The organism is Escherichia sp. MOD1-EC6162, assembly GCF_002965125.1.
Taxonomy (GTDB): domain Bacteria; phylum Pseudomonadota; class Gammaproteobacteria; order Enterobacterales; family Enterobacteriaceae; genus Escherichia; species Escherichia marmotae.
On the sequence record NZ_PTSB01000001.1, the window covers coordinates 108,499 to 125,429 of the forward strand.

17 protein-coding genes and 1 pseudogene are annotated in these 16,931 nt (G+C 50.3%); 10 read left to right on the forward strand and 8 right to left on the reverse strand.

Going from position 1 to position 16,931, the window contains the following annotated elements; all coding sequences use genetic code 11:
* Positions 1-188 precede the first annotated feature (188 nt).
* Together A9587_RS00470 and A9587_RS00475 are read left to right on the forward strand one after the other, a co-directional pair.
* A complete protein-coding gene (locus A9587_RS00470) occupies positions 189-1,115 on the forward strand; it encodes an ISNCY family transposase (RefSeq protein ID WP_000140544.1) in 927 nt (308 codons plus the stop codon).
* A pseudogene (locus A9587_RS00475) lies at positions 1,116-1,362 on the forward strand (hypothetical protein); the annotation flags it as partial.
* 40 nt (positions 1,363-1,402) lie between these two features.
* Here the strand turns inward: A9587_RS00475 and yfaU are convergent.
* The 6 genes from yfaU to A9587_RS00505 form a co-directional block, all read right to left on the reverse strand.
* Positions 1,403-2,206 (reverse strand): 2-keto-3-deoxy-L-rhamnonate aldolase, encoded by an 804-nt coding sequence (gene yfaU / locus A9587_RS00480; protein WP_105263437.1) that lies wholly within the window; start codon positions 2,204-2,206, stop codon positions 1,403-1,405.
* A 16-nt stretch (positions 2,207-2,222) separates the two neighbouring features.
* The gene (locus tag A9587_RS00485) at positions 2,223-3,512 is read right to left on the reverse strand and encodes an MFS transporter (RefSeq protein ID WP_001516759.1); all 1,290 of its coding nucleotides are present in this window, start codon (positions 3,510-3,512) and stop codon (positions 2,223-2,225) included.
* 56 nt (positions 3,513-3,568) lie between these two features.
* Positions 3,569-4,774, reverse strand: coding sequence for an L-rhamnonate dehydratase (gene rhmD, locus A9587_RS00490; RefSeq protein WP_105263438.1), 1,206 nt, complete (start codon positions 4,772-4,774; stop codon positions 3,569-3,571).
* 14 nt (positions 4,775-4,788) lie between these two features.
* The gene (locus A9587_RS00495) at positions 4,789-5,571 is read right to left on the reverse strand and encodes an IclR family transcriptional regulator (protein ID WP_000894175.1); all 783 of its coding nucleotides are present in this window, start codon (positions 5,569-5,571) and stop codon (positions 4,789-4,791) included.
* 217 nt (positions 5,572-5,788) lie between these two features.
* Positions 5,789-6,991 (reverse strand): nicotinamide mononucleotide deamidase-related protein YfaY, encoded by a 1,203-nt coding sequence (locus tag A9587_RS00500; protein ID WP_105263439.1) that lies wholly within the window; start codon positions 6,989-6,991, stop codon positions 5,789-5,791.
* A 99-nt stretch (positions 6,992-7,090) separates the two neighbouring features.
* Positions 7,091-7,633: a YfaZ family outer membrane protein gene (locus A9587_RS00505; RefSeq protein ID WP_000731860.1), complete on the reverse strand. Its 543-nt coding sequence runs from the start codon at positions 7,631-7,633 to the stop codon at positions 7,091-7,093.
* A gap of 277 nt (positions 7,634-7,910) precedes the next feature.
* On the opposite strand from A9587_RS00505, the gene nudI reads away from it, so the two are divergent.
* Complete coding sequence (nudI, locus tag A9587_RS00515; RefSeq protein ID WP_001516762.1) at positions 7,911-8,336, forward strand: nucleoside triphosphatase NudI; 426 nt, start codon at positions 7,911-7,913, stop codon at positions 8,334-8,336.
* 39 nt (positions 8,337-8,375) lie between these two features.
* Here nudI and ais read toward each other — a convergent pair whose 3' ends face one another.
* Entirely contained in the window at positions 8,376-8,978 is a 603-nt protein-coding gene (gene ais, locus A9587_RS00520) for a lipopolysaccharide core heptose(II)-phosphate phosphatase Ais (RefSeq protein WP_105263440.1), read from the reverse strand.
* Positions 8,979-9,292: 314 nt separating this feature from the next.
* Here ais and arnB point away from each other — a divergent pair, with 314 nt between their 5' ends.
* From arnB to arnF, 7 genes are read left to right on the forward strand one after another with little or no spacing between them, the layout of a single operon-like run.
* A complete protein-coding gene (arnB, locus tag A9587_RS00525; protein ID WP_001516764.1) occupies positions 9,293-10,432 on the forward strand; it encodes a UDP-4-amino-4-deoxy-L-arabinose aminotransferase in 1,140 nt (379 codons plus the stop codon).
* A 3-nt stretch (positions 10,433-10,435) separates the two neighbouring features.
* Positions 10,436-11,404 (forward strand): undecaprenyl-phosphate 4-deoxy-4-formamido-L-arabinose transferase, encoded by a 969-nt coding sequence (arnC, locus tag A9587_RS00530; RefSeq protein ID WP_105263441.1) that lies wholly within the window; start codon positions 10,436-10,438, stop codon positions 11,402-11,404.
* Entirely contained in the window at positions 11,404-13,380 is a 1,977-nt protein-coding gene (arnA, locus tag A9587_RS00535) for a bifunctional UDP-4-amino-4-deoxy-L-arabinose formyltransferase/UDP-glucuronic acid oxidase ArnA (protein ID WP_105263442.1), read from the forward strand. The genes arnC and arnA overlap by 1 nt, the downstream gene beginning before the upstream one ends.
* A gap of 2 nt (positions 13,381-13,382) precedes the next feature.
* Positions 13,383-14,276 carry a 4-deoxy-4-formamido-L-arabinose-phosphoundecaprenol deformylase gene (arnD, locus tag A9587_RS00540; RefSeq protein WP_000598503.1) on the forward strand — a complete coding sequence of 298 codons (894 nt, stop codon included), beginning with the start codon at positions 13,383-13,385 and terminating at the stop codon, positions 14,274-14,276.
* Entirely contained in the window at positions 14,273-15,925 is a 1,653-nt protein-coding gene (gene arnT / locus A9587_RS00545; RefSeq protein WP_001516768.1) for a lipid IV(A) 4-amino-4-deoxy-L-arabinosyltransferase, read from the forward strand. Before arnD ends, arnT begins: the two co-directional genes overlap by 4 nt.
* Entirely contained in the window at positions 15,922-16,257 is a 336-nt protein-coding gene (gene arnE, locus A9587_RS00550) for a 4-amino-4-deoxy-L-arabinose-phosphoundecaprenol flippase subunit ArnE (protein WP_000638004.1), read from the forward strand. The genes arnT and arnE overlap by 4 nt, the downstream gene beginning before the upstream one ends.
* Positions 16,257-16,643, forward strand: coding sequence for a 4-amino-4-deoxy-L-arabinose-phosphoundecaprenol flippase subunit ArnF (gene arnF / locus A9587_RS00555; RefSeq protein WP_000523874.1), 387 nt, complete (start codon positions 16,257-16,259; stop codon positions 16,641-16,643). The genes arnE and arnF overlap by 1 nt, the downstream gene beginning before the upstream one ends.
* On the opposite strand, the gene pmrD is transcribed toward arnF, so the two are convergent.
* Positions 16,637-16,903: a signal transduction protein PmrD gene (gene pmrD, locus A9587_RS00560; protein ID WP_001516769.1), complete on the reverse strand. Its 267-nt coding sequence runs from the start codon at positions 16,901-16,903 to the stop codon at positions 16,637-16,639. The genes arnF and pmrD overlap by 7 nt on opposite strands.
* Between the last annotated feature and the right edge of the window lie 28 nt (positions 16,904-16,931).

A 16,931-nucleotide genomic window follows, 5' to 3' on the forward strand; every position in this document is an offset into this window, starting at 1 on the left:
CTTCTGATGCCCGGTAAGCATGTTGCTTATCGGGCATTTTTGCGGGCGCGATTCCGTGCCAAATGTACGCGTTGCATCGCCGTGAAAATTCCTCTGAAAACGTCTCGCAAAGACTGAAACTGTCAGATGTCAAAGGCCCGGGATACTCGTAATGTCGCGTCATCATAAACATCTGGTGACGGACAACCATGACAGAATCAACAACATCCTCCCCGCATGATGCGGTATTTAAAACCTTTATGTTCTCGCCCGAAACCGCACGGGATTTTCTGGAAATACACCTGCCGGAACCGCTACGTAAGCTTTGCAACCTGCAAACCTTACGCCTGGAACCCACCAGTTTTATTGAAAAAAGTTTACGCGCTTACTACTCGGATGTTTTGTGGTCGGTAGAAACCACCGACGGCGAAGGTTATATCTACTGCGTGATTGAGCATCAGAGTACTGCAGAAAAAAACATGGCCTTTCGACTGATGCGTTATGCCACTGCCGTCATGCAGCGCCATCTGGACAAAGGCTATGACAGAGTCCCTCTGGTAGTGCCAATGCTGTTTTATCACGGCGAAACCTCACCCTACCCATATTCACTTAACTGGCTGGATGAATTTGACGACCCGCAGCTTGCCCGGCAGTTGTACACCGAAGCTTTTCCGTTGGTGGATATCACCATCGTACCTGACGATGAGATCATGCAACATCGGCGTATAGCTCTGCTGGAACTGATTCAAAAGCATATTCGCGAGCGCGATTTAATCGGTCTGGTCGACAGGATCACCACGCTTTTGGTTAGGGGCTTCACTAATGACAGCCAGGTGCAAACGCTGTTTAATTATCTGCTGCAATGCGGCGATACCTCCCGTTTCACCCGCTTTATTGAGGAAATTGCCGAACGTTCACCACTACAAAAGGAGAGATTGATGACTATTGCTGAACGGCTACGGCAGGAAGGACACCAAATTGGCTGGCAGGAAGGTAAATTAGAAGGTTTGCAGGAAGGCATGCATGAACAAGCCATTAAAATTGCCTTGCGCATGCTGGAGCAGGGCTTTGAACGTGAGATTGTGCTGGCGACAACCCAACTCACTGATGCTGATATTCCACCGAACTGTCATTAAAAGAAGAGATTGATGGCTATTGCTGAACGGCTACGGCAGGAAGGGCATCAAATTGGCTGGCAGGAGGGTAAGATTGAAGGCTTGCAAGAAGGTAAATTAGAAGGTTTGCAGGAAGGCAAAGTAGAAGGCATGCATGAACAAGCCATTAAAATTGCCTTGCGCATGCTGGAACAGGGTATTGATCGTGACCTGGCTGCTCGCAGCCACCCAGCTAAGCGAAGCCGATCTGGCAGCGAATAACCACTAATTAACACAGGCCCACAAGCAATCCCCATGGGCCTTTGATATCAATAACTACCTTTTATGCGTGGCTCATTTTTGCCTGATTTAAATATCGCCAGTCGCTTATCCAGGGCATCACTGTAGAGCATGGTGTCGACGCCAACGGCGACAAAGTTCGCTCCCCACGCAAGGCATTGCTGCGCCATATCAGGAGCCACAGCCAGAAAACCTGCTGCTTTACCCGCAGCGCGGATCCGTCGGATGCTGGTTTCAATAATACGCTGCACTTCCGGGTGCCCGGCATTATCCGGGTAACCCAACGACGCTGAGAGATCCGCTGGCCCAATAAACACACCATCACCCCCCTCAACGTCGAGGATTTCATCCAGATTATCCAGTGCTGTTTTACTTTCCACCTGCACCAACAGACAAAGTGAGTCGTTGACTTGCGCCATGTAATTCTCAATGCGTCCCCAGCGTGCTGCCCGTGCCACGCTGGCCCCGACACCACGTTCACCGTACGGTGGATAGCGAGTTGCAGACACTATCTGACGCGCCTGTTCGCCAGTGTCGACCATCGGGATCAGTAGAGTTTGCGCGCCAATATCCAGGACTTGTTTAATCAGCGACTTACTCCCCTCCACTGGGCGGATCACGGGTTGGCTGTCATAGGGCGCTACCGCCTGAAGTTGGTGATAAAGGTTCTGAATGGTATTGGGCGCATGTTCACCATCAATCAGCAACCAGTCATAACCGGAGGTGGCGGCAATTTCTGCCATATAGGAAGTTGTCGAACTTAACCACAGGCCAATTTGTACTTCACCCTTGCGTAAGCGTTCTTTGAATGGATTGATTAATAATGTGTTCATCATGTTCCTTAACCTGTTAATGATGCGCCACGTTGGTCTGCGCAACAGCGCGACTTACACGCAGAGTGAAAATAATCAGCGAACCGATGACCGCCACCGCTGCCAGCATCAGCAAGCCTGCCGCATCGCTGGCAAACAACGTTTCTGCTTTTACACGCAGGATCGGGGCGATAAATCCGCCCACCGCGCCAAACAGGTTTACAAAACCAATCCCCGCAGCCAGCGCCGTACCGGAAAGCAGTTGTGTCGGCATCGTCCAGAACACCGGCTGAACCGCAATAAACCCTATTGCTGCAACACACAGCGCAACGATTGCCAGTACTGGCGAAAGTAGCCCGGAAAGGCCAATACCAATGCCTGCGGACAGCAATGTCAGCGCCGCGACATTGCGCCGTTCGCCGGTTTTATCGGAATAGCGCGGAATAAGCCAGGTCCCCAACAATGCCGCAATCCACGGAATGGCAGCGACCACGGAGGCCGTAAAGCCCACTTTTGTTCCCAGCAATGCGGCAACCTGCGTCGGCAGGAAGAAAATTAATCCGTAAACCGCCACCTGAATAGTCAGGTAGATAATCGCCAGTTGCCAGACTCGCCCATTACGCAGCGCATCACTCAGTCGCGAAGTGACTTTCTGTTGTTCTTCACTTGTAAGTTGATTAATGAGCAACGTTTTTTCTTCTTTACTCAGAAAACGTGCCTGCTCCGGTGTGTCATCAAGCCAAAAGAATGTGAACACCCCAGCACCGACTGCCAGTAATCCTTCAATCACAAACATCCAGAACCAGCCGGGATGTCCCATAAATCCATGCATCTCCAGAAGCGCGCCGGAGAGCGGTGATCCCAGCGTTAACGCCAACGGTGCTCCCATATAAAACAGCCCCATAATGCTGGCGCGATTACGCTGCGGAAACCATTGCGAAGTGAGATAAATCATGCCTGGAAAGAACCCGGCTTCCGCAGCACCAAGCAGGGTGCGAACTATCAGAAATTTCACTTCAGTATCGGCCCATGCCATTGCCGCCGAAAGAAATCCCCACAGCAGTGTCGTCGTACCAATCCAGGTCCTGGCTCCCAGTTTGCGCATCAACAAATTCGCCGGAACACCGAGAAACGCATACACCACAAAGAAAATTCCCGCTCCCAGCGCATAAGCTTCATTACTTAGCCCGGTATCAATCTGGTAGGTCTGTTTGGCAAAACCAATATTCGAACGATCGAGAAACGCCAGCACGTACAGCGCCAACATAAACGGGATCAAACGCGCGCGGTTTTTCTTCACCACGGCGTCAAGCAAAGCGGTGCTCATAAGAAGCTCCTTAGAACATGTGAGCGTTACTGTTGTCACGGCAACGCCCGGAATGATTAGTGGCTGTAAGGGCGTTTCAGATTGCAGTCACGATTGAGTTCGACGCCGAAACCCGGTTTATCAAGTACTGATTTGTGAATACGACCATTCACCGGCACCGGCTCATTAAGCAAAATCGGATCAAACTGCGGACGCATCGATGAACAATCCGGACTGGTCATCAGGAATTCGCTAAATGGGGTATTGGTGAAGGTGATCACCGCATGGTGGGAGTAAACAGACGAACCGTGCGGCACCACCAGTTGTCCACGTGATTTGGCAATTGCGGCAATCTCCACCAGCGTGGTTAAGCCACCGCACCAGCCAACATCTGGTTGCATAATGTCGATACCGGTTTCTGAAAGTGTACGGAAAGATTGCAGTGTGCCGTGGTGCTCGCCACTGGTGACCATCATTCCTGCTGGTGCGTTGCGTTTTAATTCGCGATAACCTTCATACTGTTGCGGCGGCAGGCACTCTTCGATCCATTTCAGGTTATAAGGGGCACAAGCGTGAGCCAGTTTGGTGGCATAGTTCACGTCCTGGCTCATCCAGCAGTCGAGCATCAACCAGAAATCTTCACCGCATTTTTCACGCATCCCCGCGACCATAGCGGCGTCTTTGCGGATCCCCGCATCACCATCATGTGGCCCCCAGTGCGTCGGCATCTTGCCGCCGATAAAGCCCATCTCTTTTGCCAGATCCGGGTGCGCGCCCGTGGCGTAGAACTGAATTTCATCACGGACAGCGCCGCCTAAAAGTTTATAAACCGGAAGCCCGACCACTTTGCCGAACAGATCCCACAGAGCCAAATCAACACAGGAAATCGTGTTCATCACCAGGCCCCCTGAACCGGAGTAATACTGGGTGGCGTTGAGCATTTGATCGTGAATCAGTTTGATATCACTGACACATTTGCCCTCTATGAAACGGTTTAGGTGTTTTTCAACGATAAAGCACCCCATTTCACCGGCTGTTGAAACGGCGAAGCCGGTCTGGCCATTTTCTGCTTCGACTTCAACAATTAACGTGCCAAGAACGTTAATACCAAATGACTGGCGGGACTGCTCGTAATCGCGGTATTTACTCATCGGGGTAGCAATATGATCGTCAATCCAGTGATCCACTCCCTGGTCGTGATAATCACCGCCGCCAGCGCCTTTTTCTGCTGTCGCTCCGCCAGTAAACCAGGCGCGAACCTGTTTGATTTTTGGTAGGGTCATGATGTTCTCCATTTTTATGAGGCCAGTAAGTCAAAGGGACTTTTCCATCCCAACAGACGTGAAATATCCCTGGCGCAGGCGATGGCTTTGCCCGCCAGATAATCACGATATTCTTCATTGATTTGTAAACGAGTACCGACCACTGAGATCGCGGCGGTAAGCTCGTTATTGGCGTTAAACACCGGGGCAGCAACACAACGGACATCGGTGTAATCTTCACCGTTGTCATAGCTCCAGCCCTGACGGCGAATACGTGCCAGTTCTTCGTGGAGCTGTGGTGGACGGGTAATCGTGGTGGGTGTCGCCTGTTCCCAGACCAGCCCTTCGATAATACTTTGCTGTACAGCTTCAGGTTGCCAGGCAAGCAGGCATTTACCTATTCCGGAGCGATAAAGCGAAAGGCTTTTTCCTTCATGGGAACGCACGCTGATAGTGGCTGAAGACTCCACTTTCAATATGTAATATGCGCTACCGTTATCGATGATCCCAAGGTGACACAACAGTCCAGTGGTATCCATCAGTTGCGTCAGGCGTGGGCGTGCCAGTTCCCGGAGATCCATCTTGCTTAACGCATGGCCGGAAAGCTCCACCAGCCTGGTCCACAGACAAAAATTTTCCTGGTGATCAAGACTCAGAAAACGCTGACGCTTGAGTTCGTTAAGCAGCAAATAGGCTGTGCTTTTAGGGATCCCCAATGTGTCGATGATCGTCGCAGCACTACAGGGGCCAATGCGAGCAATCAAATTGAGAATATCAATAGCCCGTGTCAGGGCGGGAACTTTGCTTGATTCCAACATACTGGACTCCAGTCTTAGATACTGGAATCAGTCTCGTTGCTCAGGGGGAGTAAAATTGTGAAGCGCATCAAATCCCACTCCTCGTCCAGAGGACTGGAGGAATTACGCACAAATTTGTGAATTAGCGCACGGATTTTTTCTTATTGAGTACAACAGGTTGGACAACCTTTGCGGGAGAGAAGTGTGCCGGTGTAGTAAACCGGCACGGAGTGGCTGCTCAGGCAGTTAGGGTCATAGATTCAACAACCTCAATCCAGCCATGCTCGCTGGCAATGTCCTGACCGTTCAGCCAGCGACGCAGCATATTGAGTGCCATCATTGCACACACTTCCTGACGAATAGCCAGACTGTAGCGCGTAGTGCTGAAATGTACGCGCAGAGCAAAAGTGCCATCCGGCGTGGCCAACGCAAAGTTGAGATACCCATCTTCCAGGCCAGAAATGGCCAGTGCCAGCCCGGCGAAATGTTTGGCTCGTCGTTCAGTTATCCAGTGTGCGGTTTGCGCCAGTGTTTCTTCCTGTGAAGGCACGACTTCACACGCCAGTAATGGCGCACCAGCACGAGAAAGTTGCAACGCCAATAAACCACCGGTGAATTGCTCGCTCAACGTCAGACTGAACTGGCGACGTTGCAATTCCCGGCTGATCTGCGCAGGTAGTCCTTCGGTGCCTTCAAAAATCATGCTCTGTCCGGCGACGCGTTTAACGTCCTGCCATAGTTTTTCCATCGCCTGTAGCTCGCTTGCCGGTCCGGTGAGTTTCAATTCGATAATCGGCATGGAAGAGCGATAGCCCATCGTTACGCCCGGCGGCAGTTGCAACGTGTCCAGGCTTTGCGCCAGATCGCTTTCTGAACGACCAAAGGTAGTCAAACGCAGGCAAACCGGTGGCTGCGGTAAGGAAAAACGCTCACGCAGGCGCGGCAGAATTTCATGCTCCACCATCACTTTAAATTCCGAAGGCACGCCTGGGGTAAAGAACATCAGGCAACGGTTAAGTTGCACAGCAAAACCACAGGCCGTGCCAACCGGATTATTGATAAATTCAGCACTGGCTGGCAGCTCCGCCTGTTTGCGGTTACTCGGCGCCATCACGCGCCCACGTTCGCGGAAATAGCGTTCCATCTCTTGCAGCCAGGCTTCATGAAGAACTAATCCCTCACCTTTTGCTGTCGCAGCAGCCAGTGCGCTTAAATCATCGCTGGTCGGCCCCAGACCACCGTTGACGATCAGCACATCGGTGTGCTGGCTACGTTCACGCAGAATGGTGACTAAATCCTCAAGGTTATCGCCCACCGTATTACGGCGAGATAATGGCAACCCCTGATGAAAGAAAAAATCAGCCAGCCAGGCAGCGTTAGTGTCAACGATTTGCCCGTGTAACACTTCATCCCCTGTGGATAACATTTCCACTTTTAACATGGTTATCTCCTGCTTTTGTTATCGAATCACTATAACGCAAAGGGAGATAAGGCGTAGAAAGAAACTGAATGGCGCGGCAGAACGCCGCGCCGAAAGGCATCAGAAGCTGGCGTTAACCCCGACATAAGGGCCGTCAGCCACCGCGTTGTCGCGGTTGCCGTCTTTACCCGACAGATTCAGATAGCGGTAGCCCGCCTCAATGCTGACTGGACGCATAATAGTGTAACGCGCGCCAGCATTCGCTTCTTCATAACTTTTAATACCGCTGGAGAGCGAATCCGGAGAGTAGTAATACTCGCCAAACAGACGGAAGCTATCGCCAATTTGCCACTGCAAGCCACCGCCTACCGCCGCGGCATAGCCTTCATCACCGTCGTTCGGGTTGGTATAAACGCCTTTACCACCCACGGTTGCCATTAGCGGACCCAGCGGCAGATTCAATCCCAGACCAACGCCCGCGACGTCACCGTCGTCATCGTTATGTGTCCAGTTACCGCTTAATGCCAGACCGGTCGATTCAGTACCGAAACCAACACCAATATTGGTATATTCTTTTCCCGCCTGACCGCTGATACTCATCGCATTTGCCGATGCAGAAACCAATAGCATTCCAGCCAGAACTGGCAGCGCCAATTTTTTCATTTTTACCTTTTCCCGCAAGAAGATAATTAAAAGTCCCCAAAGCTGCGGGATTGTACTGCCTGACGCAGAGGATTCAATGCGTGAAAAAAGCGATCTGCTAACTTATTGTAACTAAATACTTCTTGAATAATTAAGTGCAGAAAAAGCAGCCATCAAAAATTGATTGCCAGCCAAATAATCATCGTGGCTATCATCACCCAAAAGACAAATGCTACTTTCACCTGTTTGTCCATTGCCGTATTCTTTTATTTTATTTTCGATGGTAAGGAATATTCCCATGCGACAACGGACTATCGTTTGTCCCTTAATTCAAAATGATGGTGCTTATCTGCTGTGTAAAATGGCCGACGATCGCGGCGTTTTCCCCGGACAATGGGCGCTGTCTGGTGGCGGCGTAGAGCCCGGCGAGCGTATTGAAGAAGCATTACGTCGTGAAATCAGAGAAGAGCTGGGCGAACAACTGATTCTTACTGACATCACACCATGGACCTTCAGTGATGATATCCGCATCAAGACCTACGCAGATGGTCGCAAGGAAGAGATTTATATGATTTACCTAATCTTTGACTGCGTCTCTGCCAACCGTGAAGTAAAAATTAACGAAGAGTTTCAGGACTATGCATGGGTAAAACCTGAAGATCTTGCGCACTATGATTTGAATGTCGCCACCAAAAAAACATTACGTTTGAAAGGTCTGATGTAACAGTAATGACAGCCATTATTGGCTGTCATATTAAAAATATCAGTGATTAGCAAATTCACCATCCAGTAAAACGTTGCCTTTTTCCACATGCATTACCAGCCCATCCAGATAATCTGGTTTAAATGTCACGTTACGTTTATCTTTAGCGATATAGGTCAGACAATGGTTATGGGTGAAAATAACGATATTTTTATCTGGTGCTTTGCTTTGTAACTCCTTAATTGTGCTATAAATCTCATTTCTACATTGTAGAAATCGTTTATCTACCGTCAGTTTTTTTCCAGCAGAAAACCAGCTCGCTGATTGAATAGTCCGAACGGTATTACTGGAATAAAGATCGAAATTAGGGATGTCCGCGCTGAAAGCTTTGCCCAGTTCACGGGCATCCTGAGTACCTTTCACCGTAATGCCTGTTTTGTCTGACAAGCAGTGATTGGAGGAACGGTCGCAGCGTTCCGCATGGCGAAACAGAACCACAACCGGGTGCTGCTGCGCTAATCTGGCCAGCGTTCTATTGTCGATACGTGGCAAACCATTACTGCTCCAGGCAGCATGTGTACCCAGCCCCACAATCGCCACAAGCACCAGTAAAATGAAGATATATTTTTTAGACTTCAACAAAGCCCGACAAAAAGCTAACACGTAAGCTCCACCTATAGACAAGCGTAGCCAACTAAATGGCCGTGAAAACAAACGTCATTTTCATCGGTAAATAGTGGCGGGATAAATTAAAACATTACGGCGCACGCAAAATGCCTTAAATTTTGTCAAATTAAAAGCCCGAATAAGATGAAAAAACAAAAAAAATAATATTTAAGTCTTATATTTATTCCTTAAGGTTAAATTAATATTCTAACCTTAGAATTTCACTCCAAATGGCAAAATAGACATAACGCTCCCTATGACAAATATTAGCGAATAACTGGGAAAGATATTCAATGACCGAAGGAAAAACCATGTCAGACTTTTTGCCTTTTTCACGTCCGGCAATGGGTGTGGAAGAACTCGCCGCGGTTAAAGAAGTTCTCGAATCAGGATGGATCACTACCGGTCCGAAGAATCAGGCACTTGAACAAGCCTTTTGCCTGTTAACGGGAAATCAGCATGCCATCGCAGTCAGTTCAGCCACTGCCGGAATGCACATCACGCTGATGGCGCTGGGGGTTGGTGTTGATGATGAAGTCATTACTCCCTCCATGACCTGGGTTTCAACTCTCAATATGATCTCCCTGTTGGGCGCAACACCGGTGATGGTGGACGTTGATCGCGATACGCTGATGGTCACGCCTGAAGCGATCGAAGCGGCCATTACACCTCGTACCAAAGCGATCATCCCGGTGCATTATGCCGGAGCGCCGGCAGATATTGACGCCATTCGCGCCATTGGTGAACGCTACGATATCGCAGTCATTGAAGATGCCGCCCATGCCGTCGGTACAAATTACAAAGGTCAACATATTGGCGCGAAGGGCACCGCTATTTTTTCATTTCACGCCATCAAAAATATTACCTGTGCGGAAGGTGGATTAGTCGTTACTGATGACGAAAATCTCGCTCGCCAGTTACGCATGTTGAAATTTCATGGTCTGGGTGTCGATGCATACGACCGAAAAACATGGGGTCGCGCACCGCAGGCTGAAGTATTAACACCAGGCTATAAGTACAATCTGACCGATATTAACGCCGCGATTGCTCTGACGCAGTTGAATAAATTAGAGCAACTAAATACCCGTCGTCGAGAAATTGCCCTGCAATATCAACAAGCACTGGTGGATCTACCCTTCCAGCCTCTGAAGCTTCCCACATGGCCACATGTTCACGCCTGGCATCTGTTTATTATTCGTGTTGATGAACAACGTTGTGATATCAGCCGCGATGCGTTGATGGAAGCACTGAAAGAAAGAGGCATTGGCACTGGGTTACATTTCCGCGCAGCTCACACGCAAAAATATTATCGTGAGCGTTTTCCCACGCTGTCGTTACCGAATACCGAATGGAATAGCGAACGCATCTGTTCGTTGCCGCTTTTCCCGGATATGACCACCGCCGATGCCGACCGCGTCATCACAGCCCTTCAGCAACTCGCAGGACAATAAGCCATGTTTGACATCCACCCTGTTAAGAAAGTCTCGGTGGTTATTCCCGTTTATAACGAGCAGGAAAGTTTACCGGAATTAATCAGGCGCACCACCGCAGCCTGTGAATTGCTGGGCAAAGAGTATGAAATACTGCTGGTTGATGACGGCAGTAACGACAATTCTGCGCAAATGCTGGTCGATGCCTCACAAGCAGAGGGCAGCCATATTGTGTCTATTTTGCTTAACCGCAATTACGGACAACATTCGGCAATTATGGCGGGTTTCAGTCACGTTACCGGCGACTTAATCATTACTCTTGATGCCGATCTCCAGAATCCGCCAGAAGAGATCCCCCACCTGGTGGAAAAAGCCGATGAAGGTTACGACGTGGTAGGGACTGTGCGCCAGAACCGCCAGGACACCTGGTTTCGTAAAACTGCCTCGAAGATGATTAACCGACTGATCCAGCGCACCACCGGCAAAGCGATGGGCGACTACGGCTGTATGCTGCGCGCTTATCGTCGTCATATTGTCGATGCCATGTTGCACTGCCATGAACGCAGCACCTTTATTCCGATTCTGGCGAATATCTTCGCCCGCCGCGCCATTGAAATTCCGGTACACCATGCCGAGCGTGAGTTTGGCGAATCAAAATACAGCTTTATGCGCCTGATTAATTTGATGTACGACCTGGTGACCTGCCTCACGACCACACCGTTACGTATGCTTAGTCTGCTTGGCAGCATTATTGCGATTGGTGGTTTTAGCATTGCGGTACTACTGGTGATTTTACGCCTGACGTTCGGACCGCAGTGGGCGGCAGAAGGCGTCTTTATGCTGTTTGCCGTACTGTTTACCTTTATTGGCGCTCAGTTTATCGGCATGGGATTACTCGGTGAATATATTGGCCGGATCTACACCGATGTCCGCGCCCGCCCCCGCTATTTTGTGCAGCAAGTTATCCACCCATCCAGCAAGGAAAATGAATAATGAAAGCCGTCGTTTTTGCCTATCACGATATGGGTTGCCTGGGTATTGAAGCCTTGCTGGCTGCCGGTTACGAAATTAGCGCCATTTTTACTCATACCGATAATCCTGGCGAAAAAGCATTTTATGGTTCGGTCGCTCGCCTGGCGGCGGAAAGAGGGATTCCGGTTTACGCGCCGGATAACGTTAATCATCCTCTGTGGGTGGAACGCATTGCCCAACTGTCACCTGATGTGATTTTCTCTTTTTATTATCGCCATTTGATCAGCGACGAGATTTTGCAACTTGCCCCCACTGGCGCGTTTAATCTGCATGGTTCGCTGTTACCGAAATATCGCGGCCGCGCGCCACTGAACTGGGTACTGGTGAACGGTGAAACGGAAACTGGCGTTACGTTGCATCGGATGGTGAAACGTGCCGATGCCGGAGCCATTGTTGCCCAGCTACGCGTTGCCATTGCACCGGACGATATCGCCATTACGCTGCATCATAAATTGTGCTACGCCGCGCGTCAGTTGCTGGAACAGACGTTACCCGCCATTAAACACGGTAATATTCTGGAAATCGCCCAGCGCGAGAACGAAGCCACCTGTTTTGGTCGCAGAACGCCAGATGACAGCGTCCTTGAGTGGCACAAACCGGCATCCGTACTGCATAACATGGTGCGTGCCGTTGCCGATCCGTGGCCTGGCGCCTTCAGCTATGTAGGCAATCAGAAATTCACCGTCTGGTCGTCACGCGTGCATTCTCATGCGTCCACAGCACAACCGGGGAGCGTGATTTCTGCTGCACCGCTGTTAATTGCCTGTGGCGATGGTGCGCTGGAAATTGTCACCGGACAGGCGGGCGATGGAATTACTATGCAAGGTTCGCAATTAGCCCAGACGCTAGGGCTGGTTGAAGGTTCAAGACTTAACAGTCAACCTGTTTGCACCGCCCGACGCCGTACCCGGGTGTTGATCCTCGGGGTGAATGGCTTTATTGGCAACCATCTGACAGAACGCCTGCTGCGCGAAGATCATTATGAAGTCTACGGGTTGGATATCGGCAGCGACGCCATTAGTCGTTTCCTTAATCATCCGCATTTTCACTTTGTCGAAGGTGATATCAGCATTCATTCTGAATGGATTGAGTACCACGTCAAAAAATGTGATGTCGTATTGCCGCTGGTGGCGATTGCCACACCGATTGAGTATACCCGCAACCCGCTGCACGTATTTGAACTCGATTTTGAAGAGAATCTGCGCATTATCCGTTACTGCGTGAAGTACCGTAAGCGAATTATCTTCCCGTCGACCTCGGAAGTTTACGGGATGTGTAATGATAAATATTTCGACGAAGACCATTCTAATTTGATCGTCGGGCCGGTGAATAAACCGCGCTGGATTTATTCGGTATCAAAACAATTGCTTGACCGGGTGATTTGGGCGTACGGCGAAAAAGAAGGATTGCAGTTTACCCTCTTCCGGCCGTTTAACTGGATGGGGCCACGGCTGGATAACCTTAATGCAGCGCGAATTGGCAGTTCGCGCGCCATTACACAACTCATTCTAAACCTGGTAGAAGGATCGCCAATTAAGCTGATTGATGGCGGAAAACAAAAACGCTGCTTTACTGATATTCGGGACGGCATCGAAGCACTGTTTCGCATTATCGAAAACACGGGAAATCGCTGTGATGGCGAGATTATTAATATCGGCAACCCCGATAACGAAGCGAGCATTGAAGAACTGGGCCAGATGCTACTGGCAAGCTTTGAAAAACATCCTCTACGCCATCACTTCCCACCGTTTGCAGGCTTTCGCATCGTCGAAAGTAGCAGCTACTACGGTAAAGGATATCAGGACGTGGCACATCGTAAGCCTGGCATCCGCAATGCCCGCCGCTGCCTGGATTGGGAACCGAAAATTGATATGCAGGAAACCATCGATGAGACGCTGGATTTCTTCCTGCGCACTGTCGATCTTACGGATAAATAATCATGATCAAAGTGGGCTTACGCATTGATGTTGATACCTTTCGCGGCACCCGCGAAGGCGTGCCGCGTCTGCTGGAAATCTTGAGTCAGCATAATATTCAGGCCAGCATTTTTTTCAGCGTCGGCCCCGACAATATGGGCCGTCATCTCTGGCGGCTGGTGAAGCCGCAGTTTTTGATGAAGATGTTGCGATCAAACGCAGCGTCGCTTTATGGCTGGGATATTCTGCTGGCAGGCACTGCATGGCCAGGAAAAGAGATTGGCCACGCCAATGCCGACATCATTCGTGAAGCGGCTAAACACCACGAAGTTGGCCTGCACGCCTGGGATCACCACGCCTGGCAAGCCCATAGCGGTAGCTGGGATCGGCAAACGATGGTGAACGATATCGCGCGTGGTCTTCACACACTGGAAGAGATTATTGGCCAACCGATAACCTGTTCCGCCGCCGCTGGCTGGCGAGCCGATCAACAGGTGATTGAGGCAAAAGAAGCGTTCCATTTGCGCTACAACAGCGATTGTCGCGGAGTAATGCCGTTTCGTCCGTTGCTCGAATCAGGAAAACCGGGTACAGCACAAATCCCGGTGACGTTACCCACCTGGGATGAGGTCATTGGCCGGGATGTGAAAGCGGAAGATTTTAACGGCTGGCTGCTCAACCGCATCCTGCGAGAGAAAGGGACGCCAGTTTATACCATTCATGCAGAAGTCGAAGGCTGCACTTATCAGCATTATTTTGTCGATCTTCTGAAACGTGCCGCCTGTGCAGGTATTACGTTTTGCCCTTTAAGCGAGTTGTTATCAGAGACTTTGCCACTCGGGCAAGTTGTCCGCGGAAGTATTGCCGGACGTGAAGGCTGGCTCGGTTGCCAACAAGCTGCGGGAACTCGTCCATGAAATCTGTTCGCTATTACGCAGCATTCTTTGCGTTTATCACTGTCTATTATCTCTTGCCGATTAATTATCGTCTGCTCTGGCAACCCGATGAAACGCGTTATGCGGAAATCAGTCGGGAAATGCTGGCCTCCGGCGACTGGATTGTGCCCCATCTGTTAGGGCTACGCTATTTCGAAAAACCCATTGCCGGATACTGGATCAACAGTATTGGGCAATGGCTGTTTGGCGCGAATAACGTTGGTGTGCGGGCAGGCGTTATCTTTGCGACCTTGTTAACCGCCGCGCTGGTGGCCTGGTTTTCTCTGCGTTTATGGCACGATAAGCGTCTGGCACTACTCGCCGCAGTGGTTTATCTCTCGCTGTTTATTGTCTACGCCATCGGCACTTATGCGGTGCTCGACCCATTCATTGCATTCTGGCTGATGGCGGGAATGTGCAGCTTCTGGCTGGCAATGGACGCGCAAACCTGGAAAGGCAAAAGCGCGGGATTTTTACTGCTGGGGTTAACCTGCGGCATGGGGGTGATGACTAAAGGTTTTCTCGCCCTCGCCGTACCGGTATTGAGCGTGCTGCCGTGGGTAGCCATGCAAAAACGCTGGAAAGATCTCCTTATTTACGGCGGGCTGGCTGTTGCCAGTTGCGTACTGACTGTTCTTCCCTGGGGGCTGGCAATAGCACAACGGGAGCCTGACTTCTGGCATTACTTTTTCTGGGTTGAACATGTTCAACGCTTTGCGATGGATGATGCCCAACATAAAGCCCCGTTCTGGTACTACTTGCCTGTCATCATTGCCGGTAGTCTGCCGTGGCTGGGATTGCTCCCCGGCGCGCTGCGCGCAAGCTGGAAAAACCGTCGTCATTCCGCAACCGTCTATCTCTTGAGCTGGGCGGTGATGCCGCTGCTGTTTTTCTCTGTCGCCAAAGGTAAATTACCGACCTATATTCTCTCCTGCTTTGCGCCTCTGGCAATGCTGATGGTGCATTACGCTTTGCTGGCAGCAAAAAATAATCCTCTGGCGCTGCGGATTAATGGCTGGATTAACATCGCTTTTGGCGTCACTGGCATTATTGCCACGTTTGTTGTTTCGCCCTGGGGACCAATGGGCACGCCTGTCTGGCAGACTTTCGAAATCTATAAGGTCTTTTGTTCCTGGTCGATTTTTTCGCTGTGGGCATTTTTCGGTTGGTACACCTTAACGAATGTGGAAAAAAACTGGCCCTTTGCGGCGCTTTGTCCGTTGGGGCTGGCATTGCTCGTGGGATTTGCGATCCCCGACAGAGTCATGGAAGGGAAACACCCGCAGTTTTTTGTTGAGATGACGCAAGAGTCACTCCAGCCGAGCCGCTATATTCTTACTGATAGCGTCGGTGTTGCCGCTGGTCTGGCATGGAGCCTGCAACGCGACGACATCATCATGTATCGCCAGACGGGTGAATTGAAATATGGTCTTAATTACCCGGATGCGAAAAGCAGATTTGTCAGCGGCGATGATTTTGCCAAATGGCTAAATCAGCATCGACAGGAGGGGATTATTACACTCGTGCTTTCGGTTGACCACGATGAGGATATCAACCGTCTCGCCATTCCACCTGCAGATGCCGTCGATCATCAGGGGCGTCTGGTACTCATTCAGTATCGCCCCAAATGATCTGGCTGATTTTAGTCTTTGCCAGCCTGCTTAGCGTAGCCGGGCAACTCTGCCAGAAACAGGCAACTCGCTTTGTGGCGGTAAGTAAACGGCGCAAACATATTGCACTGTGGCTGACGCTGGCATTGGTGTGCCTCGGGCTGGCAATGGCACTCTGGCTACTGGTATTACAGAACGTGCCGGTAGGCATTGCCTACCCGATGTTGAGCCTGAATTTTGTCTGGGTGACGCTGGCAGCAATAAAACTGTGGCACGAACCGGTGTCTTTTCGCCACTGGTGTGGGGTGGCATTCATTATTGGCGGCATTGTGATCCTGGGGAGTACGGTGTAATGGGTCTGATGTGGGGATTATTCAGCGTCATTATTGCTTCCGCTGCACAATTAAGTCTGGGTTATGCGGCGAGTCATCTGCCGCCGATGACGCAATTATGGGATTTTATCGCAGCGCTTTTTGCTTTTGATTTCGGTGCCCGAATGCTGGTTGTCGGCCTGGTTGGTTATCTGATCTCCGTTTTTTGCTGGTATAAAGCGTTACATCAACTGGCACTCAGCAAAGCCTACGCCTTACTGAGTGTAAGTTATGTACTGGTATGGATTGCATCAATGATACTTCCCGGCTGGGAAGGAACTTTTTCGCTGAAGGCTATGCTGGGCGTAGCCTGTATTATGTGCGGATTAACGCTGATTTTCATGCCGATTGCAAAACAACGTTACTGATGTTTTTCACCAGATTTACACTGTCGTTCCCACTCATCAGGACTATAACTGCTTGCCGAGAGGACTTTCACCGTGTGCTGCTTTTCCCGGTTAATGCAATAAAGCGCATCCTGTAGAGGAGAAAGCAGGTCACCTGATTTAACGCTAAAGTCAGTTTGCACTTCAGCAATCATTCTTATCGTGCCGCCAGCATCACAAAGCTTCAGTATGTGTCTGTTATCTTGCTTATCACTGCACGATTTTTTGACCAGCCATTCCATTGCACCATCCTGTTTAATAAGAACTTTC